A 26128-nucleotide genomic window follows, 5' to 3' on the forward strand; every position below is an offset into this window, starting at 1 on the left:
CTAGCCACCGGGCTTTTCCGCGGCGGGCTCATCCGCCGCGGTTGCCGCCACATCGGGGGCGGATTTATCCAGAAAATGCCCGATCATGTTGAGCGCGGTCACGTTCTCGCAGATCACCTTGAAAACGACGAGGAAGGGCACCGCCACAAGCGCCCCCGCAATCCCCCAGAGCCAGCCCCAGAAAACCACGGTGAGGAACACCGCGACGGTGTTCAATTCCAACCGCCGCCCCACGAGGTAGGGGGTGATGAATTGCCCCTCGATCCCGGTGAGGATCTGATAGCCAAGGGGGGCGAGGATGGCATAGCCGACACTGTCGAAGGTCGCGATGGCATAGGCCCCCACCAGCACCGCGCCGATCACCCCGCCGATATAGGGCAGGAAGTTCAGCAAGAACGCCGCCAAGCCCCAGACGTAAGGCACGGGCAGCCCAAGCGCGAAGAGGTAAAGCCCCACCGAAATGCCCAGGCCTGCGTTGATGATGGTGATGGTCAGCAGGTAGCGCGAGACGCGGCGCTCCACGTCATAGACTGCTTTCAGCGCGCGTTTCTTGCCGGTGAAGGTCTGAAAGGACTGCACGAGCTTGAGGTAGAACAGATCGCCCGAGGCGAGCAGGAACAGCGCCAGGACCAAGGCGACCGCCACGGTGCCCCCGATCCGCGCGCCGGTGTTCATGGCGTTGTCCAGCAAACCGGGCTGTTTGACCACCACCTCTTCGGGCTTCCCGCTGCCATTCTCGGTGCCGATCTGTTCAACCTGTTCGGTGGCCGAGCGGACATCCTCAACCGTCTGCGCCCAGCCCTGCAGCTTGCGCCGTATCTCGTTGCCCATGGTGGGGATTTCGTCAGACCAAGTCGCCACGGTGCCCGCAGACAGGCCAGCCAGCACAAAGATGATCAGTCCGACACAGCCAATCAGCAGCACGGCACCCAATGGGGCGGAAATGCCGAATTTCTCGAAAGAGCGGATCAGCGGGCTGAGCGTCAGCGCAAGGAGAAAGCCCAGCAGGATCGGCAGCAGCAAGTCCTTGGCGAAATAGGCCGTCACGAAGAGGGCGATCAGAACCAGCACCTCCAGCAGTCGTCTGATCGCGGCGATATCGTTCAATGTCTTCCCCCCAGATGCCCTGCGCATACGTCAGGAGGCTAACGCCGAACGGGGGGAAAAGTTCATTCGGCGCTAGGGGGCCACCGCTTGCAGCCGCAAAGCCTGCCCGCCAAGGGCGCGAAAGGCGCGTTGGCGGCAGGTCAGGACGATGATCTGCATATCCCCCGCCTGCCGGTGCAGCGCGTCGAACATCCGCTCGATCCGGTCGTCATCGGTAAAGACCAGCGCGTCGTCCAAGATCACCGGTGCGATACGCCCCGCCCGGGCGAGCATCCGCGCAAAGGCCAGCCGCACCAGCAGAGCCACCTGTTCCTGCGTGCCGCCCGAAAGCACCTCGATCGGCTCTTCCCGGCCCTCACGGATCAACGCATGGGGTAGGAGCGATTCCTCGCCCCATGTCAGTTCCGCATCGGGCCAAAGCAGTTGCAGCAGCGGTTTCAGTTCCTTGACGATGGGGGTGAAATAGCGCTCTCGCGCTTCGTTCCTTGCATCCTGCAAGGCCTCTTGCAGCCGGGTCAGCACCGCAACCTCATGGGCGATCCGGGCAAGGGCTGCTTCGGCGGCTTGCAATTGGTCTTCGGTCTCGGCCAGCCTTTCCTCCACCGCATCGCCCGAGGCGCGGGTGATGCGTTCGCTCAGCCGGGCCAGCAGGGGGTGCAGGCGGGCGACCTCTTCTCGGGCCTGCGTCTCGACCGATTCCGCGCGGGTGAGCGCGGCCTGAAGGCTGGCCGCATCCGGCGCGTCCTTGGCCTTCTCTGCATGGGCGAGGCGGGCGGCCTCCAGCGCGGCAGCGGTGGTGACGGTTTGGGCGGCGAGGTCTTTTTCGGTGACGTCGCCCAGCTTGGCCTGCTGCGCCTCGGCGCGCTGCAACCGGTCGGTGAGCGAGGCAAGCTGCGCTTCTTTGCCCGCGGCATCGGCCTTGGCATCGGCCAGCGCCTCGGCGGCAGTCTCACGCGCGATGCGGCAGCGTTCATGTGCGGCCTGCGCGGTTTGCAGCGCGTCTTCGGCCTGCGCAAGATCGGGTGCGCCCGAGACCTCTTCTGGCGCAGGAATGGCGGCGAGCGCTTGGTGCAGCGCGTCGATCCCATCGGGGGCGAGACTGGCCAGCACGGCTTTCGCCTCTCCCTGCCGCGCGGCGGCCTCGGCACGCGCAGCCCCGGCGGCGCGGGCCTGCGCCAGATCAGCCGCGCCGATCTCGTCAAGGGCGGTTTGCAACCGGGCCGCGGCGGCGTCGACCGAGCCGTCTTCACTGCCGCCCGCGCCCGGCTCGATCTCCAGATCGCCGATCCCGTCGATCCGCAGGGTGGTGCGGCGCGGCAGGGGCAGGGGGGCGCCATCGGCCAATGGGCCGTCATCGCCGTGGATGGTGCCCGATTGGCCGGGGGCGTAGCGGACCGTCACCTGCGGGGCCGCGGCGTCGCGGGCGGCGCGGCTGGCAGAGAGTTCGGCGGAAAGCCTTTCCAACCGTTGCAGCGCCGCGGCGTCCGGGCCGGATTTGGCGGCGGCAGCGGCGGTCTCCATCCGGCGGCGGGCGTCTTCGGCCTCTTTGATACGCGCTTCGAGCGCTTGGCGTCGGTCAGCACCATCGCGGGCCGCACGGGCGCGGAGGGCGTGGCGGTGGTCATCCTCGGCGGTCTTGAGCGCCGTTCGGGCATCGGCGGCGGCGGCCTCTGCGGCCTCCAATGTGGCGCGGCGGTCTGACAGGGCGGCGCGGGCCGCTTCCGCCGCTTCGCGTGCTGCGGCCTCGGCGCGGCCGGCGGCCTTTTGCTCGGCCTCTCCGGCGCGGTAGTTGTTGAGACGGGATGTGGCATTATCGGCGTTGAGACGGGCCAGTTCCACGGCCCGGCTCAACGCTTCCATCTCTTCCGCATGGCGGGTCGCGGCGGCATGGGCGGCGCGGGCGGCCTCCAGTTTTTCGCGCCGTTCGGCGACCACCTCGGGCGCTTCAAGCTCGGCCAAGGCGCGCCGCGCGCGCTGGCGTTCGGCCAAAGCGTCTTGCAACGCGCGTGCGGTCGCGGCCAGTTGATCGCGCGTGGCCGTCAGCGCCTCGACCTGATCCTGCGCCTCTTTCCACGGCCCACCGGTGCGTGGCCGTCCGGTGCTGGTGGCGTATTGGGCAAGCTCTTCGCGGCATTGCGCCAACGCCTTGTCCATGCGCCGCCCGCCGGTCATCGCCTCTACCTCGGCCCCGACCGAGGTCATCAGATCGCGCCGCGCCTCCAGCGCCAGTTTCTCTTCCTTGGTCGAGCCGCCGGTCAGCGCGGTCATCCCCTGCCGCACCCAGATCAGCCCCGAGGGGCCGCCCGCATCGCCGCCCAACAGCTGCCCGATCCATGCTTCGGCCTCATCCGCCTGCGCGATCAGCTTGCCTTCGCGGTGCACGGTGGCGAGGGGCTTTTGAAACCAGCGTTTGTGCAGGGCAAAACGGCCCGCCTCGGTCTCGACCTCGATGGTCACCTCGGGCGCGCCGCCCGCATGGGGGCGCAGGGCCGAGACCTCTTTGTCGCGCGAACCGAAGGGTTTGAAGAACAGCGCCTGTATCGCATCGAAGAGGGTGGATTTGCCGTGCTCGTTCGGCTCGCTCAACACGTTGATCCCATCGCCGATCCCGGTGACCTGTGCGGGGTCGGTGAAACGGCGGACGTTATTGAGGGTGATGGCGCGGATTTTCATGTTTTTGCCCCCTGCACATAGGCGTGAAGCCGGGCCAGCGCATCGGCGGCCACGTCACGGTCGGATTGGGGAAGGGTCTCGGACTGCGCCTCGCTCACCAAGGTTTCCGCCGCCATGCGGAGCGCGCCGCCGCGGTCGATCTCATCAAGGTCCGCGGCCTCATACTGCGTGCCCAATCCGTCCGTCAGCAATTCGAAATGGGCAAAATCGGGGGCGCAGGCTTGGGCCGCGTGGGCAAGAGCCGCGCGGTCGGGAAGGCTCGCCCAGCCCCCCGCCTTGACGCGCAGGAGGTGGTCCCTGCGGCGTGTCTCGGGCAAGAGCGCCTGCAAGGCCGCCGCGACATCTTGCCGGGGGTGCAGCGTAACCTCGGCCTCAGACCACAGGAAACTGCCGGTCTCGACCTCTTCGATCTTGGGGCGCGCGCCGGGGCCTGCGATTTCGACCGCAAGGCAGACGCCACGGCGCCCGTGTTTGAACCGGTCCTGCTCGGGCGTGCCGCAGTAGTGCACCCGGTCAGAGACGGCCATCCGCCCGTGCCAGTCGCCAAGGGCGAGGTAGTCGAGCCGCGCGCGCTGGTCCCGGTCCGGCGCGATGGCCTCTCCGCTGTCGGTGAAATCGGTGACCCCGCCATGGGCAAGGCCGATGCGCATATGGCCTTCGGGGCTGTGCATGCGGTCCAGCGGGGCGCTTGGGTCACTGGCGCCCGCGCGAAAGGCGACGGGGCAGGGCAGGAGGCTGACCCCCTCGGACATTTCGATCGGGGCGGCTTCGGTGAGGGCGCGCAGATTGGGCGGCGCATCCCGGGCGATGACCTCCCATAGGGGTTCGGCATCGCGCAGGTTGTCGTGATTGCCGGGCAGGAGCCACCATGTCACCTCCGCCGCCTCGCCCATGGCGGTGCGCGCCTGCCGCAGCACGCTGGCCGAGGGCGTGGCAGTGTCGAATGTATCGCCCGCCAAGAGCACATGCGCCGCGCCGTGATCCCGCGCGGCCTGGGCCAGTTTGGCAATGGCGCCATGCCGCGCTTCCATCAGACGCCCCCGGATATTGCCGTCGGGCGCTTGCGGAATATTCGCGAATTTGCGCCCGATATGCAGGTCGGACGCGTGGATGAAGCGGAATGTCATGCGGGAGTCCTGAATGGCTTTGGCGAAGGGCGGGGGTGAAATAGGCAAAGGGCAATGGTCGATCGGCTGCGCGGCCAACCGGGGCGGCCCATCGCTGCCACCCCATTCATCGCAAACTCAGCGCGGAGTGCAAGGCCATGCAAAATATGCGTGAATTTCTGGCACTCGGCAGATTGCGCGCTAACTATGCCCGAAACGCGTTTAAAACGCAGCGGCGCCATTGCCCAAACCCGACAGTTCCGAGATAGGATACCATGTAGACCCGCATTCGAAATCCGCCCCCGCGTGGCGGGCACCGCTTGTCAGCTGCGGGCGTCCTCGCGCCCCTCGGCCTGTCGATCAGCACTTTCCATTGGATAGAAGACCCCCAAGATGAACCACGACTTTGAAAGAATCCTCCAAGCAGCGCCGTCGCCTTTCGTATTGTTGGACAGTGAGCTTCGGGTGGTCTGGGCCAATGACGCCTATCTGCAGGTCACGGACCGCCAGTTGGAACGGCTTATCGGGAAAGTCCTGTTCGAAGAGTTTCCCTCCGACCCCGAAAGCGAGTCGGGGCGGATGTTGCGGGCGTCTTTCGAGCGGGTGTTTCGCGACGGCACCACCGATCACCTACCGGTCATTCCCTATCCGATCGACACCGCCGATGGCAAAACCGAGGACCGGTATTGGAGTGCGACCCATACGCCGATCCTGGGCCCGGAAGGGGAGGTGGAATTCCTTTTGCAACACACGCAGGATGTGACCGAAGCCTATATCGCAGAAACCCCCGGCGAAGAGCGAGCGGGCTCTGCCCATGCCGCCGTGATGCGCCGTGCACATGAGGTGACGCAGCAGAACCTAGAGCTTGATACCGGCATAAGCCTTTTCAAGATGATCTTCGAACAGGCGCCGAACTTCATGGTCACCCTCATGGGGCCGAACCACGTTTTCCGCACGGTCAACGCCGCCTATATGCAACTGGTTGGCCAACGGGACCTCATCGGCAAACCCGTCCGCGAGGCGCTGCCCGAGATCGCGGGCCAAGGTTTCTTCGAGATGCTCGACGAAGTTTACCGGACCGGAGAGGCCGTCAGCCAACATGGAGCCGAGGCATGGGTGCGGCGCAGCGCCGAGGGTCCGGCGGAACGTGTCGTGGTGGATTTCGTGTTCCAACCGCTCGACAACGTCCATGGCGAGACCATCGGCATCATGATCCAAGGCAATGACGTGACCGCCCATAAGCTTGCCGAAACCCGGCTGCGCGAGGCCGAGGAACGGTTCCGCACCATGGCCCATACCATGCCGGTTCATGTCTGGACCGCCACCGCCGATGGGCGGCTTGATTGGATCAGCGATCAGGTCTACGCCTTTTCGGGCGCGGAACCGGGCAGTCTGGTGGGCGACGCTTGGCCGACGATCATTCACCCCGATGACCGCGCAGAGGCGATTGCGGCTTGGGCCCATGCGGCTGAGACCGGAACGGTCTACGCGACCGAATTTCGCATAAGGCGCGCCGACGGGGCCTATTGTTGGCATCTGGTGCGCGCCGCGCCGATCCGGGACGACCAAGGCGCTTTGATGCGGTGGGTTGGCACGAATTCCGACATTCACGAACAAAAAGAACTGTCGCGCCAGTTGGCCGATCTGAACACGACGTTGGAAGAGCGTGTCGAGAAACGCAACCGCGAGCTGGAAGAACTGCATGACCGATTGGCGCAGAGCCAGCGGGTCGAGGCGGTGGGCAATCTTGCCGGGGGCATCGCCCATGACTTCAACAATCTGTTGCAGGTGATGACCGGCAGCCTGACCATGGCCGCGCGCGAGATCGCCGCGGATTCGCCTGCGCGGGTGCGGATTGATGCGGCGATGCGCGCGGTGGAACGCGGTGCCTCGCTCTCTTCGCAATTGCTCGCCTTCAGCCGCCGCCAGCCGTTGCAGCCCCGCTCGATCGACCTGCGCGATCTGCTGCGGGATATCGACGACATCATGCGCAGCGCCTTGGGCGAGGGGATGGAGGTCGAGATCGACACGCCCGAGGCTCTCTGGCCCGCCTATGCCGATGCCGCCAGCACCCAGAACGCGGTGCTGAACCTCGTGATCAATTCGCGCGACGCGATGGAGGGGCGCGGCAAGCTGAGGATTGCTGTCGAAAACCGGCACGTCGGCCCCGAAGAGCTTTTTGGTGAGCCTGACATGGTGGCGGGCGATTATGTTGAGGTCAAAATCATCGACCACGGGCCGGGCATCCCGGCCGAGACGCTGGCCAAGGTCTTCGACCCCTTCTTTACCACCAAACCCGTGGGCAAGGGCACGGGACTGGGCCTGTCCACCGTCTATGGCTTCGCGCGGCAATCGGGCGGGCGGGTGACCATCGCCAGTCGCCCCGGCGCGGGCACGACGGTGACGTTGCTGCTGCCGCGGGCCGAGACGGCGGCGGAGCCTTTGCAGTGGCATGACCCCTCCGAGATCGCAGGCGGGAGTGAGTCCGTGCTGCTGGTCGAAGACGACGCCGAGGTGCGCGACGCCACCGCCGCCTTGCTGACAGACTTGGGCTATAGCGTGCGCACCGCAGAAGACCCCACCGCGGCGCTCAAATCAGCACGGCAAGCGCCGGACTTCGACCTTGTGATATCGGATGTCGTCATGCCCGGCGAGTTCAGCAGCCGCGAGATGGCCGAAACCCTTCAGGCCGAGCGGCCCGATCTGCCGATCCTATTCATCTCGGGCTATTCGCGCGATGCGATCGTGCGCGATGGCCGAGTCGACGCCGGGGTGCAGTTCCTTGCCAAACCCTTCACCAAAGACGCTTTGGCGATCAAGGTGCGCGATGCGCTGTCTTCGGCCCCGGTCACCTCGACCAAGACCGAGACTCCGGCGCAGGAGCTGCCCGACCGGCCCCGTCATGTGCTGCTCTGCGAAGACGACGCGCTGATCCGGCTCGATCTGGCGGATATCCTCAGCGGGCTTGGCACCGAAGTCACGGAAACCGCCTCGGGACAGGAAACCTTGGACAGGCTGCAAGCTGGCGCGTACGACGCGCTGCTGATCGACGTGGGCCTGCCAGATATCTCAGGCGAAGAGGTGGCGACCCGGGTCCGGGCAACGCATCCCGATATGCCGATCATCTTTGCCACCGGCCAAGCGGAAGTCCCCGCCGCCGAAGCGCTGGGCCGTTGTGCCGTGGTGCAGAAACCTTTCGGTGACCGCGACCTTGAACGGGTTTTCACGCGTTTGGGCATTCTGGCACAGACGGAAACGGCGACGGCGGTGTGACGCGGCCAGCCGCGCCTCGCGACATTCTGCGCGGGGGCGGCTGCGGCATAAGAACAGCTTGCGCCACCGTTGCGAAGCCGTGCAGAAGGCCGTAACCCAAAGACGGAGCCCGCCACTTGCGCGACCAAAAACTCACTCACGCCGAGGTTTGTCGCGACGCGCGCTTGAGCGTGGCGCCGATGGTCGATCGGTAGGACATTCTTTTTATCGTTTTGATTTAGTAACGTGCAGACCGTTTCCGAGGTTTTTAGCGCTTTAGTAGCAGAGTTGGGCGCTCAACGGTTTGAGCTTAGTTTCCAAAATTGATCGCCGCACCGGATGGGGCTCGATGCCGTCGAGGGCAATGGCTGGGGGAGGCTCGTCTGAGGCTTAGAGCAGGAACTCGGCCGGGAAATCGCGATGCGCGCAACATTTTTCTGCGCCGGCGCGGCCTGTGCGGTTTTGCTCACCTACGCATCGGTGATACTCTGGTTGGAATAGTTGAGTGGAACCTTTCTGCCGTTCGCTGCAGGCGCTCAGTTTTCTCTGCGGATGTGAGAACTTGGGGATAGAGGGCAGAAATCCGTCATTCTCTGCGCGCTGCGTTAACGCCGGCTGACAGGACTGAGCGGACTTTCATTACTTCTGCAGCGAAACGTTGGATCAAACTCTTTCTACCAGTCGATTGACGCATGATCGTGTCGACGATATCTGCCGTCTTATGGAAAACACTAAGACCATCGCAATGATCTGGTGGCTGACCTCCTGACAGGGTGGCCGGATGACTAAACCTATTCCGAGGCCGCCGCACGGGCGGCCTTTTGTTTTCCAAGCTTCCCGACGCGCTGCCTCTCAATTCATGAGAACACGCAAAATGAACAGACCAACCATCCTGACAGGCGATCGGACGACGGGACCGCTTCACATTGGGCACTATGCAGGCTCACTTTCAAACCGGCTGCGCTATCAGGACAGCCATGAACAATTCCTTCTGCTGGCGGATTCCCAGGCCCTGACAGACAACGCGCATGATCCAGAGAAAGTGCGTCGTAACGTGATCGAGGTCGCGCTTGACTATCTGGCCGTTGGCATTGACCCCGGGCGCACCGCCATCTGCCTGCAATCGCAAATTCCAGCGCTGGCCGAACTGTCGATGCTTTACCTGAACTTTGTCACGGTCGCGCGGCTCGAACGCAACCCGACGATCAAGGATGAAATCCGCGCGCGTGGGTTCGGGCGCGATATTCCCGCAGGGTTTCTCTGTTATCCAGCGGCGCAGGCTGCGGATATTACCGCTTTCAAGGCAACTGTCGTTCCGGTCGGCGAAGACCAGGCCCCGCTCATCGAGCAGACGAACGAAATTGTGCGGCGCATCAATGCAGTCGCAGGTTGCCTCGTGCTGCCCGAAGCTCGGGCGATCATCCCCAAAGCGGGTCGGTTGCCCGGTATCGACGGCAAGGCCAAAATGTCGAAATCCAGTGGAAACGCCATTGCGCTGTCCGCATCGCCAGAAAAGATCCGAAGCGCTGTTCGGGCAATGTTCACCGATCCGAACCACCTGCGTGTCGAAGACCCGGGCTGCATCGAAGGCAATGTCGTCTTTGCCTATCTCGACGCCTTCGATCAGGACCAGCACGAGCTTGCCGAACTCAAGACACAGTATCAGCGTGGAGGACTTGGCGATGGCACGATCAAGGCGCGTCTGGAAGCTATTCTCCAAGACCTCATTGCCCCAATTCGTGAGCGCAGGGCACAACTCTCCGAGGACCGGGGATACGTTCTTGAGGTAATCAAAGAGGGCACGGAACGGGCGCTTGAGCGAACCGAGGCGACAAAACGCGAGGTGGTGAATGCCTTAGGTTTATTCCAACTGTAGGTGAGCCGCGTTGAACGATCGGGATCAAGGTCTGTTTCGTCTCTTTAGCGGTCTGACCATGTGTTCCGACCTTAACGGGAAGTCGATCAAATCAAGATCCCAGAAATGCCGCGCGTCGTTCCTGGAGCGCGCTGCAAAGGTAGTCGACGAAGAGCCGGACCCGGCGCACCCGGCGCAGATCGCTGTGCAAGAGAACCCAGGTCGAACGCCGCTGGTCGAGTTCGGTGCCGGGGACGCGCTGTAGCTCGGGGAAGACCGCCGTGACCCAGGTTGCAAGGAAGGTCATCCCCGCGCTGGCGCGGACCAAGTGCAGATGCATTTCCGGGTCGGGCACAGAGTGGCGGACGCGCGCCTCCGGGAAGGCGGATTCTGCGATCATGGTGGAAAGCTCGGGCACGTCCCCGTAACCGATCCAGCTCAGACCGCGCCCTTTGCTGCCTGCCGCAGGTAGCACCCGGTCGATGTAGTCCCGCGACGCCACCACGCCGATCGACAGTGGAAAGAGCTTGCGCCCCACCGCGTCGTCCTCGATCGCCGCGGCGTGGCGGATCGAGACGTCAGTCTCATTCCGAGCGATCGAGTCGAGCGTATAGGCAAGCCGCAGCTCGATTTCGATCTCAGGATAGAGCGCGGTAAATTCGGCCATCACCGGCGCCAGCAGGTGATGCGCTGTCATCGGATCGGCCGACAGCCGGATGCGCCCCGCAGCCTCGCGGTCGAGCCCCTGCACCGCGTTGAACCCCTTGAGCAATGCCGCCTCGGCTTCGAGCGCCTGCGGCAGCAGCCGCCGCCCGGCTGCCGTCAGAGACAGCCCTTCCGCGTCAAGAAAACCGGGCTCGATTAGGACGGCGCGGGAGACCACTTCGGGGCGATGGCCGAGGTAAGCCGTGGCCAGCATCGCGCCCCAAGAATGGCCGATCAGCAGAACGGGGCCGCCGCCCTGCGCGGTGATCAGCGCATCGACATCGGCAAGGTGATCCGCCATGCCCAGCCGCGCTTCTGTCACCCGCTCCGACAGGCCCGCGCCGCGCTGGTCGTAGAAAAGGACCCGGTAGGTGTCGCTTAGCGCGTCCAGCGCCAGCAGAGACCGATGGTCGCCGCCCGGACCGCCATGTAGCACAACGGCGAGCGGTGCGCCTTCCGCTTCGGCGAAGCGGCCATGCAGCAGGACGCCATCGCCAGAAAGCCGGGGCAGCGCGGGGTCGTCTACAACCGTGGCGGGAACTTGTGGCGGCACCCGCGTGATCCACATCAGCGATGTGAAGCCGATGGCAAAGAGACCAATGACGATGACGATCAGAGAAATCATGGGGCGCAGAATAAGGGTTGTCCTTAGATAATGTCTTCGGACATTCTGCAGCCGCCGGTTCGGCAACGGCATGACCGGGCGCATCAGGATCTTGACCCCAAAGGACAGACGCATGTCGGATCAGACCATGGCCGCCGGGTTCGCCTCGGCCTTTCTCGACTATGCCGTGGCCGAGGGTGCGCCGCGCGCGGGCCTGCTTGCGACCGCAGAACTCTCCGAAGACGCGCTCGGCGATCAGGACACGCGCATTCCCGTTTCCGCCTATCAGGCCCTCATTGCCGCGGGGATCGAGGCCGTGGGTGACACCTCGCTGCTTCTGCGCCACGTGCTGGAAACCCGGCTGGAAACCATGTCCATCGTCGGGCAGATCATGCATGCCTCCTCTTCCTTTCCGCACAGCCTCGGTCAGCTCAATCGTTACGCGCGGCTCATGGCGGATGTTCCGATCCCCGGCAGGCAGGACCGCTTCGGAATCGCGCGCGAAGGCGGCGCGGTCTGGCTGATCGATCACCGCCCCTGCGATGGAAGCTGGATGGCGACGGAGGCGAGCTTTGCGCGGTTCATCTCCGAATTCCGCCGCTCTGCCCCCGAACACCCCTTCGAGCAGGCGCTGGAGGTGACATACGCGCCGCCGCCCCATGCCAACCGCTACCCCGATCTGTTCCGAGTGCCGGTGACCTTCCGCGCCGCGCGCAATGCGCTTCGTATCAATCCGGTCTGGATCGACGAGGCCTTCGACGGCGGCAAGGAGTATGTCTTTGGCGTCTTCACGCGTCATGCCGACGGGCTGCTGGAGGAGCTTGCGACGCAGGACACCGTGCGCGCAGCCGTCGAGACGCGGATGCTGGCCGACTTGCACGAAGGCACGCTGTCGATGGACCACATCGCGCGCGATCTGGGCATGAGTCGACAGACCCTTTACCGACGTCTGAAGGACGAGGGGATCACCTTCGCGCAGGTCCATGACGACCTGCGCCACCGGATGGCGATGGATTACCTCAGCGCGCGGAAAGTCTCGGTGGGCGAGGCGGCCTACCTCTTGGGCTTCTCCGAGGCATCGGCTTTCGTGCGGGCCTTTCGGCGCTGGACCGGGACAAGCCCGACCGCCTGGCTTGCCGGTTGATACCAGCGGTCAATCGGTTGATCCCTGCGGTCATGCCGTCGACCGTCACGAACGCGTAGACCCTCCCTCGACACAACACACGGTCGAAGGAAACAAGATATGAAACCGATGATGATTGCCCCGCTTTGCCTGACAGGACTTTTGGGCGCCTGTGCCGACATGGGCACGAATGTGGATCCGCTCCTCGACGGCGCGCCGAACGCGCAGTTCCAGAGCGACCTGTCCGACTGCCGGAGTCTCGCACGCAATCAGAAGCAGCTCGATCACGAGACGATGGCCTCAGCCGCCATTGGCGCCGGGATCGGCGGTGCCCTAGGCGAAGTGGACGACGATGGCGATGCACTCGGCGGGGCTGTTGCCGGCGCACTGGCCGGCGCCGCGATGGGTGCGTCCGAGGCGAGTGAGGCGCGCGAAACAATCGTCTTGAACTGTCTGCGCGGCCGCGGCCACGCGGTTGTCAATTGAGGGAGGGGGCGATGCACGACATCCACACGCGCATGATCGGCCTGCACCACTTTCTGACGGGCGGGCCGCGACAGCCGTCATGGCGGTCCACCTATCCGCCGCGGCACCTCTGGGGCGATATCGGCCTGCCGGTGGATCAGCCGCCCGAAGAGCGGTGCTCCCGCCCGGCGCGTATCTTTCGGTGGCGGTGAGGGCAGGCCGATGACCCAGACCCTCGCCTTCGCCTACGCCGGCCTGACCGCGTTGCCGGTGCTAATACACTTGGCCAACGCGGCGGGCGCCCCTCTCGGACGGCTGACGGTCGGGGGCCGCTTTCCCGGCTGTCTGCCGCCCGCCTGGCGCGTGCTCGCGCTGGTACAGGCGGCGCTGCTTTGCACGATGGCCGGGGCGGTGCTCGCCCGGGCCGGTATTGGCCCATTGCCCGTGGCCGTCCTGTTCTGGCCCGCGGTCGTCCTGACGCTGCTGTCGCTGGCCGCCAATGCCGCAAGCCCCTCGCGCCCAGAGCGCCTGCTCTGGACGCCGGTTCTCTTCCTCATGGCCGCCGCCGCGCTTGGCGTCGGCTTCCTCTGACCCGGAGACGATCCATGAACGTTCTCATCGCTGGTGCGACTGGCTACCTCGGACGCTTTCTCTGCGCCGAATACGCGCGGCGCGGGCACCACGTCACGGCGCTGGTCCGCGATATTGCCCGGGCCGAAGGGCTTGCCGATGTGCTGGTCGAGGCCGAGGCCACCCGACCCGAAACGCTTACGGGCGTCATGGATGGCGTGGACCTCGTCGTATCGTCACTCGGGATCACACGGCAGGCCGACGGGCTGGGCTATCGCGAGGTCGACTTTCAGGCCAACCTGAATCTTCTGCAGGCGGCAAAGGCGGCGGGCGTGAAACGCTTTGCCTATGTCCATGTGCTGAATGCCGGCGCCTTGGCCGGCGTGCCGCTGGTCGATGCCAAGGCTGCGTTTGTCGAGGCGCTCAGTGCCTCTGACATGCCGGCGACGGTGATCGCGCCGACCGGGTATTTCTCGGACATGGGCGGGATCTTCGCGATGGCGGGGCAGGGCCGTGTCTGGTTGTTCGGCGATGGATCGCAGCGCCTCAACCCAATCGACGGCGCCGATTTGGCCGAGGCCATCGCAGACGCGACCGATGCCGGCCGGGGGTGGGCCGAGATCGGCGGCCCCGACGTGATGACGCAGAACGAAATTGCGCTTGCGGCCTTTGCCGCGCAGGGGACCGAGCCGCGCATCACCCATCTTCCGGACATCCTGCGCCGTGCCGCGCGTGCCGTTCTGCCGATCCTGCCGCGCCGCATGAGCGGCCCCGCGCGCTTCTTCCTGACCGCGCTCGGGATGGACATGGTCGCGCCCCGCTTCGGGACGCGGCACCTTTCCGACCATTTCGCAGGCCTCGCCGATGAGGTAGACTACCCGAAAGGACACCGTCCATGACCCTCCGCAAAGCCGGCGGCCTTGCCGCCCTGACCTGCGCCGCGACCTACCTTGTCGGCTTCGTCATGATTGTCACCGTGTTCGCCCCTCTGGGCTTCGGCTCGGGCGACGTCGACACCGCCGCCGTCGTCGCCTTCATCGCGGAACGCCCGGACGTGATGATCGCCTGGAATGCCGTGATCTACATCGTGAACGCGCTTGCGCTCGCGGTGCTCGTCGTCGCACTCCGCCAGCAGATCGCCGTCGCGCGGGCGGACGCCGCCGTCCTGACCGGAACACTCGGCATGATCTGGGCCACGCTCGTCCTCGGCGCCGGGATGATCGCCAATGTCGCCGTCGAACAGACCCATGCTCTGACCGACTACCCCGGAGCTGCAGCCTCCCTGTGGCAGACCCTGCACGCCGTCGAACTGGGCCTTGGCGGCGGCAACGAAATCGCCGGCGGCGCTTGGATTCTGGCGGTCAGTCTCTCGGCGCTGAAGGGTGGCACCTTCGGCCGCGTCACCGCCGGGATCGGCGTCCTAAGCGGTGCTGCAGGGCTCTTGACCATCCTGCCGCCGCTTGGCGATATTATTGGTGCCGTCTTTGGTCTTGGCGCCATCGCCTGGTTCGTGGCCGTCAGTGTAGCGCTCCTGCGGGTCCGCCGGGAAACGCTCGGCAAGCGGGTCGCCGCCTGACCCTTGGGGCACTGGCCCCGGAGTGCTTAACGGGTCGGGGCCGGATGGACCTCGATCACGAAACCCTCTTCCGGCCCTTGGACCGTGACCAAGCTCAGTCGCCAGCGTGGACTTGCCTGAGGCGATCCGGCCACAGAGCAGGTGCAGGGTCGGTTGATCGGCCATGTTGTCTTCCACTTCTGGACATGCGGGCTGGGCCTGGGGCAGCGCGGTCAGCCCGAAGAGCAGCAGCGCCAAGAGCGGCTCAGGGTAAAAGGCGATCCTTGCGGTAGCTCGCCGGCGTCGTCCCCATCCAGCGCTTGAAGGCGCGGGGGAAGGCGCTCTGCTCGGAAAAGCCCGTCAGAAAGGCGATCTTTGCCAGCGAATGGCGCTCGTCCCGTAGGAGCCCTTCGGCCAGCTCGCGGCACGTCTCCTCGGTCAGGGCGTAGTAGCTCATCCCGTGCTCGGAGAGGCGGCGCTGGAAGGAGCGCGCGGAAAAGCCAAGATCGCGCGCGATCTAGGCCATCTTCGGTGTGCCCTCGCTCAGCGCCTGGGCGATGGCATCTTTCGAGCGGCTCACCAGATCGCGCGCGTTCGAAATCCGGGATAACTCCACATCGAGATGCGAAATGAGATAGCGAGAGATCCCCTCGTCACCGAGGATGTTCGACCGATCCAGCGTTTCGTTTGCGTAGAGGATCGCGTCGAGATCCGCGCCGAACCGGACCGGGCAGCCGAACCAATTTTCGTGCGCGGCGACGGATCGCGGCGCGGCATGTCGCACCAGCACTATCTCGGGCAAGACCGGCTCCGGGCTGACCTGCCGGGCGATCGACACGGCGCTCGCAAGCGTTGCTTCGTTCGACAGCCGCATCCCAAGGTGTCTGTCGCCCGCCCGGTTCAGGATGAAGAGCGTACCGCCCTTCGCCTCGCGCTGTTCATACTCGACCACGCTGGTCCAGAGCCGGGCATAGCGCTCGATCCGCGCGTAGGATGCGCCGAGCGTTGTCGCCGCCTTGAAGGCGGGCCCCAGCGCGCCGTATTCGGCGAGCCGCATGGACGCGCCGGTGCGCACGGGCAGATCGGTGACATCGATCTGCGCGGCCATGCGCTCAAGCATGTCGTAGTAGCGTTCGGCCGGGATCATCTGCCCGCTGTCCCAGGCGCTCTTCGGGTCGATCCCGACCGAGGACAGAATCTCGCTGGCGTCGATGCCATCGCCTGCCGCGGCGACAATCTTGCGAGCAAAGAGCGACGTCACATATCCCATGCGCGGCAGTCTACGGCGCGGGTCGGGATCGGCCAAGCTCGACGCTATGCGGATGTCCGATGGGCTCGTTCGATCACGCCCGTCCCCGACCATCAGAAAGTGCTGCACCATAGACGAATGGCCGGTCTGGTGAAGCTGCAACACATCGCTTGACTAAATCGGCAAGGGCCGGTTTGGGCCATAAAGCGCCAATTTACCTGATGGCCAGACAGCAATCGTTCGCCGCGTCAAGCAAGAGCATTAGCATAGCGACCGGTCCTTCAGCCGGTCTCGCTCCAGCTACACAATTTTCAGGAAAACAAAGGCCAATTGAGTAGCGTCTTTTGACCTAACTCTAAAAGTCCCCCGGAGCGCATTGCAGACATATCAACCCTTCAGCGCGCCATGCCTCGACCACAGAGCTACGATCATCGATCACCAGCCAAGGCTTGAAGCCATCCGCCTGCATTTCTTTCAATGCGCGTCGTTTCACTTCGGGATCTGTGGCTTCATCCTGATCTTCGGCGCGCAGGTATATCCCGTCGAAAGGCAGATCGTGTTTGCGCAGCCATGCAATCGTATGTGCAGCCCAGCCCTTTGGCCGTCCGGAGCAAATTAGAATGGTTTCACCGCTTTCTTTTAATCGTCGCATCAACTTTGCGACCGGGCCAATCAGTGCGGCATCTGCCATTGCGAGGTGGAAGTCACCCCAGTGTTTTTCCACGCCATGCACAAGATGGCCCAGACGCTCTGCGTCGAACTCAGCAAGGGTGCCATCGACATCAAAAACCACACATGGGGTCGCTGCGGTTTGGGTCATAGGGTTTGCTCCAGTAGTTTATTCTCGGTGATTTCGAATAAGAGGGGTGTCGCATTGGGCGGACGCTGGCCAACATCACCCGTTGTCCAGAGCACGCGTGCGGCGCGAATGACACCGGAGTGACATACGAGGACCGGCAAGGCCGTCGGAGATGCTGCGCAAATCTCCCTTATCGCGATCTGTACCCGCTTAAGCATATCGGGCCAGCTTTCGCCTCGGTCCGGTGTGGCTTCCCTGAGGGGCTGATCGCTCAGCGGTCGCCCTTCGAAGACGCCCCAGTCTCGCTCACGCAACCCATCGTGCAACTCAATTCGCTGACCCGGAAAGGCGAGCCGCGCCGTATTCTGCGCCCGTGACATCGGACTGGCGTAGATCGCAATCGGTTCTGGCCAGATTCTTCGTGATAGCAAGCAGGCCTGATCGCGGCCCAGCTCGGTCAGCGGCACATCGGTTACCCCGGCGATGATCCCGTCTGCATTGGCGGTCGTCTCGCCGTGGCGGATCAGGCAAAAGCTGCGCGATGGCAAAGCTGCGGCGGTCATAGGCGCACCCGATCGTGAAAGAATACCTCGGCGTCGAGCCCTTCGACGAGGTAATCTTCGGGCTGTGTGCAAAACGCGGGCGCAAAGCGTTTTGCACCGAGACGTTCCAGCATCTTGCGCTGATCGCGCAGCGGTGGGTGGACGTTCCAACGCTGAAAATATCCACCCGGGACGCTGCAGATGCCCCGCGCATGTGCCGTCATATGGCCTGTGAACACGACATGCGCGTCGCGCCCCAGACGCCCGCTTTCATGCCAAGCCCGCACATAGCCCCAAGCAGCACCGCCGTCGGCGTTGGGTGTGTCGCAGATCAAGAACCGCGCCTGCTCCATCGGGCCGCGGTCCAACAGCGGGGCGATGAGGCGGGCCTCGGCACTCACACCACCGCTGCTAAGTGCAGCGCGCAGCGTATCTTGGCATTCAGGGTCCAACATCACGCTTTCGCAGCCGTAGCGCCGCGCCAGATGCAGCGCCATCTCGCCCGCGCGGCCAGAGGGGGGGACGGGCAAAAGCACTTGACCGTCGACCCTATCGAGCAAGGCATTCAACGCGTCGAACCGATCCGACTGTGGCACATCATCAAGGTGATAAGAGCAGTCCAAAATCGCGGTCGCCGCAGGGGGTGGCACATCAAAGGTGAACCAATCGGATTCCTCTGACCAATCGCCGGAATAGAACAGCCCTTCGCCCAGATCGAAGTGAAACCAGACGCCGCCCATCGCATGACCATTGCGCCCGGTGGTGAGGGTCACGCCGTTGACCGCCGTCTGACCCTGTTCGGGCAGCAGATGCACATTGGCCGCGGGCGGCAGGGCTTTGGCCGTTTGCGCTGTGGCATAGATGGGCAGACCCGCTTCAACCGCATGCGACGCGCCGCCGATATGGTCGATGTGATCATGGGTGATGAACACCGCCTCGGCCCCTTCGAGCCATGCAGGATCGAAATGCGCATTGGCTTCGGGGCCAAAACCGCAATCAAGCAGCCATATCCGATTATCCACGGTCAATTGCATGCACGCGGGGCCTTTGTCCCCGATGCCGGAAAGTAGTCGTATGCTTTGCATTTAATCCTCTGAAAAGGCCCAAGGGGTGGTGATTGTCAGGCCCAGCTGCGTGCCGACGTCAAAGCGGGCGCGGGTTTCTGCAAACAGGCGCGCGCCGCAATCGGTCACCGTTTCCAATAGGTATTTTCCGCCCATATAGGTGACCCGCGCGACCTTGCTGCGCAGATCGCCACTCTCCGAGATGGTCAGGTTTTCGGGGCGCAGGCAGACATGGCTGACCCGCGTCTCAGCCCTTGCGGACTGAACCGCAACTTCGGCCCCCAGTATCCGCGCCTGACGGGCATCTCCGGCCTGCGTGACCTCTTGCACCGGCACCACGGTGCCGCGCCCGACGAACTCAGCAACAAAGCGGTTTTTAGGCCGTTCATAGAGGGTTTGCGGCGTGTCGAACTGCTGAATGCGGCCCTGATCCATCACGGCGATCCGATCGGCCATCGCCATGGCTTCGGCCTGGTCATGAGTGACATAGACCATTGTGGCCCCGGTGCGCTTGTGAAAATCAGTAAAGACGCCCTGCATCGTGGCCCGCAACGCCACATCAAGGTTGGCCAAGGGCTCATCCAGCAGCACGGCACAGGGATCAGAGACAAGGCAGCGTGCCAAAGCCACCCGTTGCCGTTGTCCGCCCGAAAGGTCAGAGGGCATGCGATCAGCGTAATTCTCAAGTCCCGTCGAGGCGAGGGCCGCATCGGTGTGTTTTGCTACCTCGGACTTGGAGAACCTGCGGATTTCAAGCGGGTAGGACACATTGCGCCGCACCGACATATGCGGCCAAAGCGCGTAGGATTGAAACACAAACCCGATGTTGCGCTCTTCGGGCGGCAGGTTCACCCCTGTTTGAGCATTGGCCATTTCGCGGATGCCAATGCGGAGTTGACCGCTGCTGGGCGTCTCGAACCCCGCCAAGATGCGCAGAAGAGTGGTCTTGCCACAGCCCGACGGCCCCAAAAGTGCGATAAATTCGCCGTCGTCGAACCGGGTTGTGATGTCTTGTAGGGCAGGGGTGCCTGCGAATGTCTTGCTGACCGAAGACAGGTTTATGTCTGCCATGGGACAACTCCTTTTGGAAAGCGGCGGGAAAACAACTGGATTAGCGCCATGAGGACGATGACCACAAAGACGATGGTCATCGCCAAGGCGCTGGCCATGCCGGTTTCGCCACTGTCATCGAGGTTGAAAATCACCACGCCTAATGTCTCGGTGCCCGAGGACCACAAGAGCGCAGAAACCGTGAGTTCATTGAACGCGGTGAGAAACACAAGGATCGCCCCCGCCGCTGCCGCTGGGGCCGAAAGCGGAAAGATCACATCGCGTAGCCGCCTGTAGAGCGAGGCACCAACCGATTGCGCGGCCTCATCCATGGCAGGATCGAACTGTTTCAGGCTTGCCTGAACCGGGCGGAACATCACCGCGAAGAACCGCGCGAGATAGGCCAGAAAGATGATCCAAATGGTGCCATAAAGCGTGGCTTCGGTAAAAGGCAGCTTGATCAGCAGCAGGATCATCGCGATCGACAGGACAACACCCGGCAGGGCGTAGGGCAGATCGAGCAGGCTGTCGAACAGCCGCGCGAGCCGCGTTTTGCGTCGCTCCATCAGCCACGCAAGAGGCAGGCAGATTGCCGCCAAAACCGCTGAGGCGCCTGCGGCCAGTCCGAAGGAGTTGGCAAAGGCACGCGAAGTGACAGGTTGGCGGAACAATACCTCGTACCAAGATGCAAGCGTCACCGTGTCAAAGCGCAGGGTCACGCCATAGGCAGGCACGAGTGACGTCGCCAAGAGGCCGAACATCGGCAGGACGAGGATGGCAAAGACCACGGCCCAGAGCACGATCTCAACCGGCAAACGGGCCGCGCCCAAGGGCAGGGCCAGCGGCCGGGAGGTGCTGCCCACAAGGTGCAACTTCTGGCGCGATTGACATAGGCGCTGCAATAAGATGCCCGCCACGGCGACCGCCCCGATCAGCATGGCCAGAACTGAAACCTCGGCCAGAACGGTCGTGCCCATGCCAGCCAGCTTTTGATAGACCAGCGTCGGCAGCGTCACATAGCCTGCAGGAATGCCCAACATCGCGGGAATGCCAAAATTGCCAAGTGCGGTGACAAAAGTAATAGCCGTGCCCGCCGCGAGACTGGGCAAGGTCAGGGGCATGACAACCTGCCACCATGTGCGTAGCCCTCTGGCACCGCTGATGCGGGCGGCCTCTACCACATCTTGCGGGATGGATCGCAGGCCCGCGCGAAGGGTCAGGAAGATGATCGACATATGCTGGATGCCCAGCAACAGGATGATGCCCTCCGGCGAGTAAAGCGGCTGGGGCGCGCCAAGCGGGGGGGCAATGCCCAATGTCTTTAGCAAGACCGAAGATGGCCCCATGATCTGGGTCCATGATAGTGCGGTGATCTGCGGCGGGATCATCATCGGGATCATCAGGCAAAAGACCAAAGCCGCCTTGGCCCGCAGGTCTGTCAGCGCCACCAAAAAGGCAAAGGCCGCGCCAAGCACCAGCGACACTAAAGTGCCAAAACCCGCCGTGACCAGCGAATGCTTAAGCGCACTTAGGGTCGAGGGTTGCGTCAGTACATCGCGCATAAGGGTCAGACTGGGGCTGCCTTGATCCGTGACACCCTCGACAAACAGGCGCAGGACCGGCGCAAGCGTCAGACAGATGGCGACGATCAGAATGGCAGAGAGCAGCCGGGCCTCGGTCCGGCTGCCTCCAGTTTGTTGTGCGACACTCATCATTCAGCGCCGAAAAGCTCTGCGAATTTGGCCTTGTTGGTGTCGGCATTTGCGAGGGCCTCGGCAGGGTCAAAGGCCATCAGTTTGATGTCTTCGCGGGCGGGGAACCCTTCGGGTACGCCCATGCCGTTACGGGCAGGGATATAACCCATGTCCAGAACCAATTCTTGGCCTTCAGTGCTGAGCAGGAAGTCGACGAATTTCTCGGCACCTTCGACGTTCTTGGCAGAAGACATGATCGCCACCGGCTCGGTCACATAGGAGACGCCCTCTTCGGGAAAGACGAAATCAACCGGGGAGCCTTCAGCCTTGTTGCGGATTGCCAGAAAGTCGACGACCATGCCATAAGGCTTCTCACCCGAAGCCACGGCTTTGAAGGTGCCGCCGTTGCCACCCTGCGCGCGGGCCTCATTCGCGGCGAGGTTCTCGTAATACTCCCAGCCCAAAGTCTCATCGCCAGTCAGCGTGGCAAGGTGGATCAGCGCGGCACCGGAATAAAGCGGAGAGGGCATCGCGATTTGCCCTTTGATGGCTTCGTCCGAGAGGTCGGTCCACGAAGTCGGCGCGGTCTCGACACCTGTGTTGTAAACGATCCCGGTGGTGATCAATTTAGTCGAGTGGTAATAGCCTTCGGCAGAATGCAGCGCCGCGTCATAGTCACCGGCTTCGGGCGATTGATAGGCGGTCAACAGACCCTCCTGGGCCATGCCCTCCAGCGTCACAGTATCGGCGATCAGCAAGACATCGGGCTGCGGGTTGCCCGCTTCGATCTCGGCGCGCAGGCGGGCCATAAGTTTGGTTGTGCCGTCGCGGACCCAATCAACTTCGGTGCCGGGGTTGGCAGCCATAAATGCGTCCACGGTCCTCTGCGCATCCGCATTCGGCTGCGATGTGTAGAGGGTGATCGTATCGGCCATGGCCGTGCTGGCCAAAAGCGCGAAAGCGGTGGATGTAACGAAGGATTTCATGGAACTCTCCTGGGGTTTTTACTTTCGAACGAAAGCAGTTCACGAGAGCCTTATCCCTGAGTTTTCTGACAGTTTTGTAACGGTTCTTTGAAACTTTTATTTATATTGCGAGGCCTGAGCTCATTTCCTAACCTATCGAAAATTATGATTGTTTTTCGAAGGAAATGACCGTGCGACGGGATATTACCCAGAGAAGAGACGAGATTATTGCCCTACTCTCCGAGCGCGAAACGCTGTCGGCATCCGAGCTTTCGTCCGAGCTTTCGGTTTCGGTACAAACCATACGAGCCGACCTGCGCGATCTTGACGAAGCGGGACTTGTCCAGCGACGCAACGGCTATGCCCGCCTGCGCCAGCAGAGTGAGAATATCGGCTATCTGCCCCGCGAAGGCATCGCGCGACAGGAAAAGCAGCGCATCGCATTAGCAGTAAAGGGTCTTATCCCCGATGGCGCACGGGTGGCCTTGGGCACCGGCACAACGGTAGAAGCCTGCGCGCGGTTCTTGGCTTCGCATAAAGACCTTTTCGTCGCGTCCAACAGCATTCACGCTGTCTGCGCCCTGCAACAAGCCCCTGGCGTTGCTGTTGAACTGGCAGGCGGAACCGTAAGAATGCGCGATCTGGATATGATCGGCACGTCAACGCTCAATTTTTTCTCAAGGTATCGGGTTGATTATGCGGTGTTCAGCTGCGGAGGCCTTTCCGAAGAGGGCGAGGTACTGGATTACAACGCCGACGAAATGTCCGCCCGCAAGGCCATTGCCGGCTGTGGGAAGAAGAGCATTCTGGTGGTGGACAGCACGAAGAACGGATTGGACCTGCCTTTCCAGATGGGTCACGCTTGGGACTTTGATTTGATCGTGACAGGGGCACGTTTTTCAGCATCGGTACTTGATAGCTGCTCTCGACATGGATGTCAGATTGTCCAAGTTTGACACCCTCGTTCGCTGGCTAACCTGCAGGTCAGCCCGTCACATCCTCTGGAAGAGTATTGGCACGGATCAATGTCCGCTTGCAGGTGCTGCGATGCTGCGTCCGGCCTATTTTTGGAGGTCGGTTTACGGCCGTTTTCGACAGCGTGATACTGGGCGGAAAGCGGAAGTTCGCTGCAGGTGCGCAATGCGGTGTCAAAGGGCATGATCGGCCGGTGGAACCACAAAGTTGAAGCTGTGTCAGCCGCCAAAACCAGCAACCGAACCGGACGTCACCCATGCGCTGGAGCATTTGCCGTCATAGGCAACGTTCGGTGGCCAGTTAGCCTCGTTCAGGCCGCAGGCGACAAGACGTGCGTCGAAATCGAGCATGGACCACGGAAGGTCATCGCCGCGCTTGTCCCTATCGGGCCAGACAATGCCGCTGAAACCGTTTTCATTCCAGCATTCGAAGGCTCCCGTGGCGTCGTAGGGGCTGAGATAACCCATGATCGCGGCGTCCTCAAAGGCGGCGGTGTAAAGCGCAATTTGACCCGCGTCAGAGCCTTCCTTACTCTCGACCAGACCGACTTCGCGGCAAGCATAGCCGCCATAAGGCGTATCTCCAGGCAGTCGTTGGCGCGGGATGTAGAAGGGGCGGCTGTCTGCGGAAGGGCCCGTGCGCGCGCCGTTTGCCGCAATGCCGCGTGTCGTCAGCAGAGCGTCAATTTCAGCGCGCAAGGCGGGTACCATACAGGTTAAAGTGCGCTGCGGTTCGGCCCCGCGCCCGAACAGGTCGAGCGAGATTTCAACGTGACTGTTATCCACGGCATCAATCGCACGGCGCAGGTTGAGCACGGCGTGTCCGCCCTCGTCCAAGAAAGTCAGGCCATAACTGTCCCAAGGGTAGCCACCTGTCCCGAGTGTCATCGCAAAGGGAATATCCCGTGCCACCTCGCTGTGTGGTCCCTTAGAGATCGCCGGATCAACGTTAAGAGTCAAAATCTCCATCTCGGTCATCGGGTGGACCGTGCGGCAGAGTTTAATTTCTTCTGCCTCTTCGGTCACACAAAGCACATCGGTTTCCAGAATGCCTTCGTCGCAAAACGCAGCGGCTTGGCTCGCAGCCAGCACAGCTGTAATTGTCATAGTTTTCCGCATCTTCCCCCCACTGCGCTCAAAATTGAAAGTGCCATGTGTTTTGTCTGTGTCGTAGATTAAAGCTTCGGCGATCCGTTACTGGATCATCTGTAGATACTGCTGATCCACCCAGCCCGTGGCACAGGGGCCGTTGTAGGGATGCCCCATGTCTTCAGGGCGGACTACGCATTCACTAACGCCGATCGGGATCGCCACCGCGCGAAAAGCGCCTTGCACGGCCAGCACCTCAACTTCGTCACCGTCATATAGCTGCCACCACACGGGTGTTGCGGCATTGGGGCTGCTCCACTGGTAGACAGGTACCGTTGTATCGGTCTGCACGCGTGCGCGACCGACTGTCTCTGGGGTCGGCACGATTTCATCACCCGAGAAAAACAAGCCCACAGGCCCGCGATCCACAAACCCCGCGTCCATCGTGGCGAGGTCGGCGTAGACGGTTTGCGGCAGGCACAGTTCCTGTTCAATCGGCATCCGCCAATCAGCGGTTTGCAACCAGGCTTCGGAGGGCAAGTCCAGCCGCTGTTCGTCCTCCTCTTCGTTCCACGGCAGAGCGATGTGAAGAATGCGCGCCATAGCGTAGGGTTCATCCCAAAATCCCAGTTCGACCTTGATCGTTTCCTCGCCGAGCCAGCCAAAAGTGTAGTGGGTCAGCGCCCCATCGGCGGTCAGAGGAACGTCATAGCGGAGCTCACCGGAGGCCAAGTGGTGCCGCACCATTTCAAACCGCGCATCAGACTGACAAACAGTGATCTGCTCCCGCTCCGCCTCGGGCGCGTTGGTGGCGCATTGAAACACCACCTCGCCCGAACACACCCCCTGCGCCTGTGCAGCAGAGCCGAGGCCCCCCGCGATCACGGCCGCAGCCCAAGGTCTCACGGGGAGACCTGCGCATTGTCGATCATCATGATGAACTCACCAAGGCTTTGCTGAACAGACCCCGCATCGCAGGACAGATCGGCAATCTCGCTGCCGTCCTGATAAACGGTGAGGCCACCGCCGACCTCGGCGTCGCCCCGTTCGGCCCACCAGTATACCTCGTAGCCATAGCCGTCTTCGGTTTGGAAGGTGACCGACTCGCTCATCATCGTGCCCATGCCCGTGCCCTCGTTGTAAAGCAGGGAGGCTTTGTCGACGATGATTTCCTTCTCGAGTTCACCGCTGGTTTGGAAAAAGCCATAGGAGGCCATGTCGCCGTCCATCCAGAAGGCATCGCAAACCTCAACGGCCTTTGCGCCACCGTTAAAGGTGCAGCTGAACATCTCCGACCCGTCCAGTTCGCAGTAAGAGCCGGCCATTGCGGCAGAAGAGGTCATCATGGCCAAAGTCGTCAGAAGTGCTCGTTTCATGGAAATATCCTTTTGAGAAGTTAGAGTGATTGGGAATGTGTCTTTTGAACCTTGCGGCAGACCTGAAAAGCCCCATGAGCGCGAAGCCGATAAATGCCACCCCGAGCCCGACATCCTCGAGGGCCTTTTTTACGCGCGACCCAAGCTCGACATGGGTGGTTTGAGTAAGCTTATGGAGAATACGCTCCGAATTATACGTTTTGAACCGCTGCCGCGGTAAGGCCCGATCCACACATAGGCGGAGCCTAATGGTCTGAAAGTAGTCATTAAAAATCTGTTTTCGCTTTGCGCGAAATTGATAATTTCAACAA

The 26128-nt window shown here is 62.8% G+C and carries 24 protein-coding genes; 9 read left to right on the top strand and 15 right to left on the bottom strand.

What is annotated here, in order from left to right; translation table 11 throughout:
- From J7392_RS16950 to J7392_RS16960, 3 genes are all read right to left on the bottom strand, one after another.
- Positions 1-1107, bottom strand: a complete 1107-nt coding sequence (locus J7392_RS16950; RefSeq protein WP_247744621.1) for an AI-2E family transporter — start codon at positions 1105-1107, stop codon at positions 1-3.
- Between the two features lie 72 nt (positions 1108-1179).
- The gene (locus J7392_RS16955) at positions 1180-3780 is read right to left on the bottom strand and encodes a chromosome segregation protein SMC (RefSeq protein WP_209218617.1); all 2601 of its coding nucleotides are present in this window, start codon (positions 3778-3780) and stop codon (positions 1180-1182) included.
- Positions 3777-4907 carry a metallophosphoesterase gene (locus J7392_RS16960; protein WP_209218618.1) on the bottom strand — a complete coding sequence of 377 codons (1131 nt, stop codon included), beginning with the start codon at positions 4905-4907 and terminating at the stop codon, positions 3777-3779. Before J7392_RS16960 ends, J7392_RS16955 begins: the two co-directional genes overlap by 4 nt.
- Before the next feature lie 372 nt (positions 4908-5279).
- Between J7392_RS16960 and J7392_RS16965 the strand changes: the two genes are divergently transcribed.
- Together J7392_RS16965 and trpS are read left to right on the top strand one after the other, a co-directional pair.
- On the top strand, positions 5280-8159 hold the full coding sequence (locus J7392_RS16965; RefSeq protein WP_209218619.1) for a response regulator: 2880 nt from the start codon (positions 5280-5282) through the stop codon (positions 8157-8159).
- An 853-nt stretch (positions 8160-9012) separates the two neighbouring features.
- Positions 9013-10014 (top strand): tryptophan--tRNA ligase, encoded by a 1002-nt coding sequence (gene trpS, locus J7392_RS16970; protein WP_209218620.1) that lies wholly within the window; start codon positions 9013-9015, stop codon positions 10012-10014.
- Between the two features lie 91 nt (positions 10015-10105).
- Here the strand turns inward: trpS and J7392_RS16975 are convergent, their stop codons facing one another.
- Positions 10106-11323 (bottom strand): alpha/beta fold hydrolase, encoded by a 1218-nt coding sequence (locus J7392_RS16975; protein ID WP_247744622.1) that lies wholly within the window; start codon positions 11321-11323, stop codon positions 10106-10108.
- A gap of 112 nt (positions 11324-11435) precedes the next feature.
- Between J7392_RS16975 and J7392_RS16980 the strand changes: the two genes are divergently transcribed.
- The 6 genes from J7392_RS16980 to J7392_RS17005 all read left to right on the top strand — a co-directional run bounded on the left by J7392_RS16980 (position 11436) and on the right by J7392_RS17005 (position 15036).
- The gene (locus tag J7392_RS16980) at positions 11436-12446 is read left to right on the top strand and encodes an AraC family transcriptional regulator (RefSeq protein WP_209218621.1); all 1011 of its coding nucleotides are present in this window, start codon (positions 11436-11438) and stop codon (positions 12444-12446) included.
- Positions 12447-12545: 99 nt separating this feature from the next.
- Positions 12546-12911: a glycine zipper family protein gene (locus J7392_RS16985; protein WP_209218622.1), complete on the top strand. Its 366-nt coding sequence runs from the start codon at positions 12546-12548 to the stop codon at positions 12909-12911.
- A gap of 11 nt (positions 12912-12922) precedes the next feature.
- Entirely contained in the window at positions 12923-13102 is a 180-nt protein-coding gene (locus J7392_RS16990) for a hypothetical protein (protein ID WP_209218623.1), read from the top strand.
- 10 nt (positions 13103-13112) lie between these two features.
- Complete coding sequence (locus J7392_RS16995) at positions 13113-13481, top strand: hypothetical protein (RefSeq protein WP_209218624.1); 369 nt, start codon at positions 13113-13115, stop codon at positions 13479-13481.
- 14 nt (positions 13482-13495) lie between these two features.
- Complete coding sequence (locus J7392_RS17000) at positions 13496-14359, top strand: SDR family oxidoreductase (RefSeq protein WP_209218625.1); 864 nt, start codon at positions 13496-13498, stop codon at positions 14357-14359.
- A complete protein-coding gene (locus tag J7392_RS17005; protein ID WP_209218626.1) occupies positions 14356-15036 on the top strand; it encodes a hypothetical protein in 681 nt (226 codons plus the stop codon). Before J7392_RS17000 ends, J7392_RS17005 begins: the two co-directional genes overlap by 4 nt.
- Positions 15037-15280: 244 nt before the next feature.
- Here the strand turns inward: J7392_RS17005 and J7392_RS24250 are convergent, their stop codons facing one another.
- The 8 genes from J7392_RS24250 to J7392_RS17040 all read right to left on the bottom strand — a co-directional run bounded on the left by J7392_RS24250 (position 15281) and on the right by J7392_RS17040 (position 22399).
- Complete coding sequence (locus J7392_RS24250; RefSeq protein ID WP_348540710.1) at positions 15281-15532, bottom strand: helix-turn-helix transcriptional regulator; 252 nt, start codon at positions 15530-15532, stop codon at positions 15281-15283.
- On the bottom strand, positions 15533-16321 hold the full coding sequence (locus tag J7392_RS17010) for an AraC family transcriptional regulator (protein WP_247744624.1): 789 nt from the start codon (positions 16319-16321) through the stop codon (positions 15533-15535).
- A 298-nt stretch (positions 16322-16619) separates the two neighbouring features.
- Positions 16620-17084: an HAD family acid phosphatase gene (locus tag J7392_RS17015; RefSeq protein WP_209218627.1), complete on the bottom strand. Its 465-nt coding sequence runs from the start codon at positions 17082-17084 to the stop codon at positions 16620-16622.
- Positions 17081-17626, bottom strand: coding sequence for a histidine phosphatase family protein (locus J7392_RS17020; RefSeq protein ID WP_209218628.1), 546 nt, complete (start codon positions 17624-17626; stop codon positions 17081-17083). Before J7392_RS17020 ends, J7392_RS17015 begins: the two co-directional genes overlap by 4 nt.
- Positions 17623-18639: an MBL fold metallo-hydrolase gene (locus J7392_RS17025; protein ID WP_247744625.1), complete on the bottom strand. Its 1017-nt coding sequence runs from the start codon at positions 18637-18639 to the stop codon at positions 17623-17625. The genes J7392_RS17020 and J7392_RS17025 overlap by 4 nt, the downstream gene beginning before the upstream one ends.
- 51 nt (positions 18640-18690) lie before the next feature.
- Entirely contained in the window at positions 18691-19740 is a 1050-nt protein-coding gene (locus tag J7392_RS17030; RefSeq protein ID WP_209218630.1) for an ABC transporter ATP-binding protein, read from the bottom strand.
- On the bottom strand, positions 19728-21434 hold the full coding sequence (locus J7392_RS17035; protein ID WP_209218631.1) for an iron ABC transporter permease: 1707 nt from the start codon (positions 21432-21434) through the stop codon (positions 19728-19730). Before J7392_RS17035 ends, J7392_RS17030 begins: the two co-directional genes overlap by 13 nt.
- Complete coding sequence (locus J7392_RS17040; RefSeq protein ID WP_209218632.1) at positions 21431-22399, bottom strand: ABC transporter substrate-binding protein; 969 nt, start codon at positions 22397-22399, stop codon at positions 21431-21433. Before J7392_RS17040 ends, J7392_RS17035 begins: the two co-directional genes overlap by 4 nt.
- 170 nt (positions 22400-22569) lie before the next feature.
- On the opposite strand from J7392_RS17040, the gene J7392_RS17045 reads away from it, so the two are divergent.
- Positions 22570-23334, top strand: coding sequence for a DeoR/GlpR family DNA-binding transcription regulator (locus tag J7392_RS17045; protein ID WP_348540708.1), 765 nt, complete (start codon positions 22570-22572; stop codon positions 23332-23334).
- Between the two features lie 237 nt (positions 23335-23571).
- Here the strand turns inward: J7392_RS17045 and J7392_RS17050 are convergent, their stop codons facing one another.
- From J7392_RS17050 to J7392_RS17060, 3 genes are all read right to left on the bottom strand, one after another.
- Complete coding sequence (locus tag J7392_RS17050; RefSeq protein WP_247744626.1) at positions 23572-24459, bottom strand: hypothetical protein; 888 nt, start codon at positions 24457-24459, stop codon at positions 23572-23574.
- 87 nt (positions 24460-24546) lie between these two features.
- Positions 24547-25347 (bottom strand): hypothetical protein, encoded by an 801-nt coding sequence (locus tag J7392_RS17055; protein ID WP_209218635.1) that lies wholly within the window; start codon positions 25345-25347, stop codon positions 24547-24549.
- Positions 25344-25817: a hypothetical protein gene (locus J7392_RS17060; RefSeq protein WP_209218636.1), complete on the bottom strand. Its 474-nt coding sequence runs from the start codon at positions 25815-25817 to the stop codon at positions 25344-25346. The genes J7392_RS17055 and J7392_RS17060 overlap by 4 nt, the downstream gene beginning before the upstream one ends.
- Positions 25818-26128 lie beyond the last annotated feature (311 nt).

The organism is Sulfitobacter sp. R18_1, assembly GCF_017743915.1.
Lineage (GTDB): Bacteria > Pseudomonadota > Alphaproteobacteria > Rhodobacterales > Rhodobacteraceae > Sulfitobacter > Sulfitobacter faviae.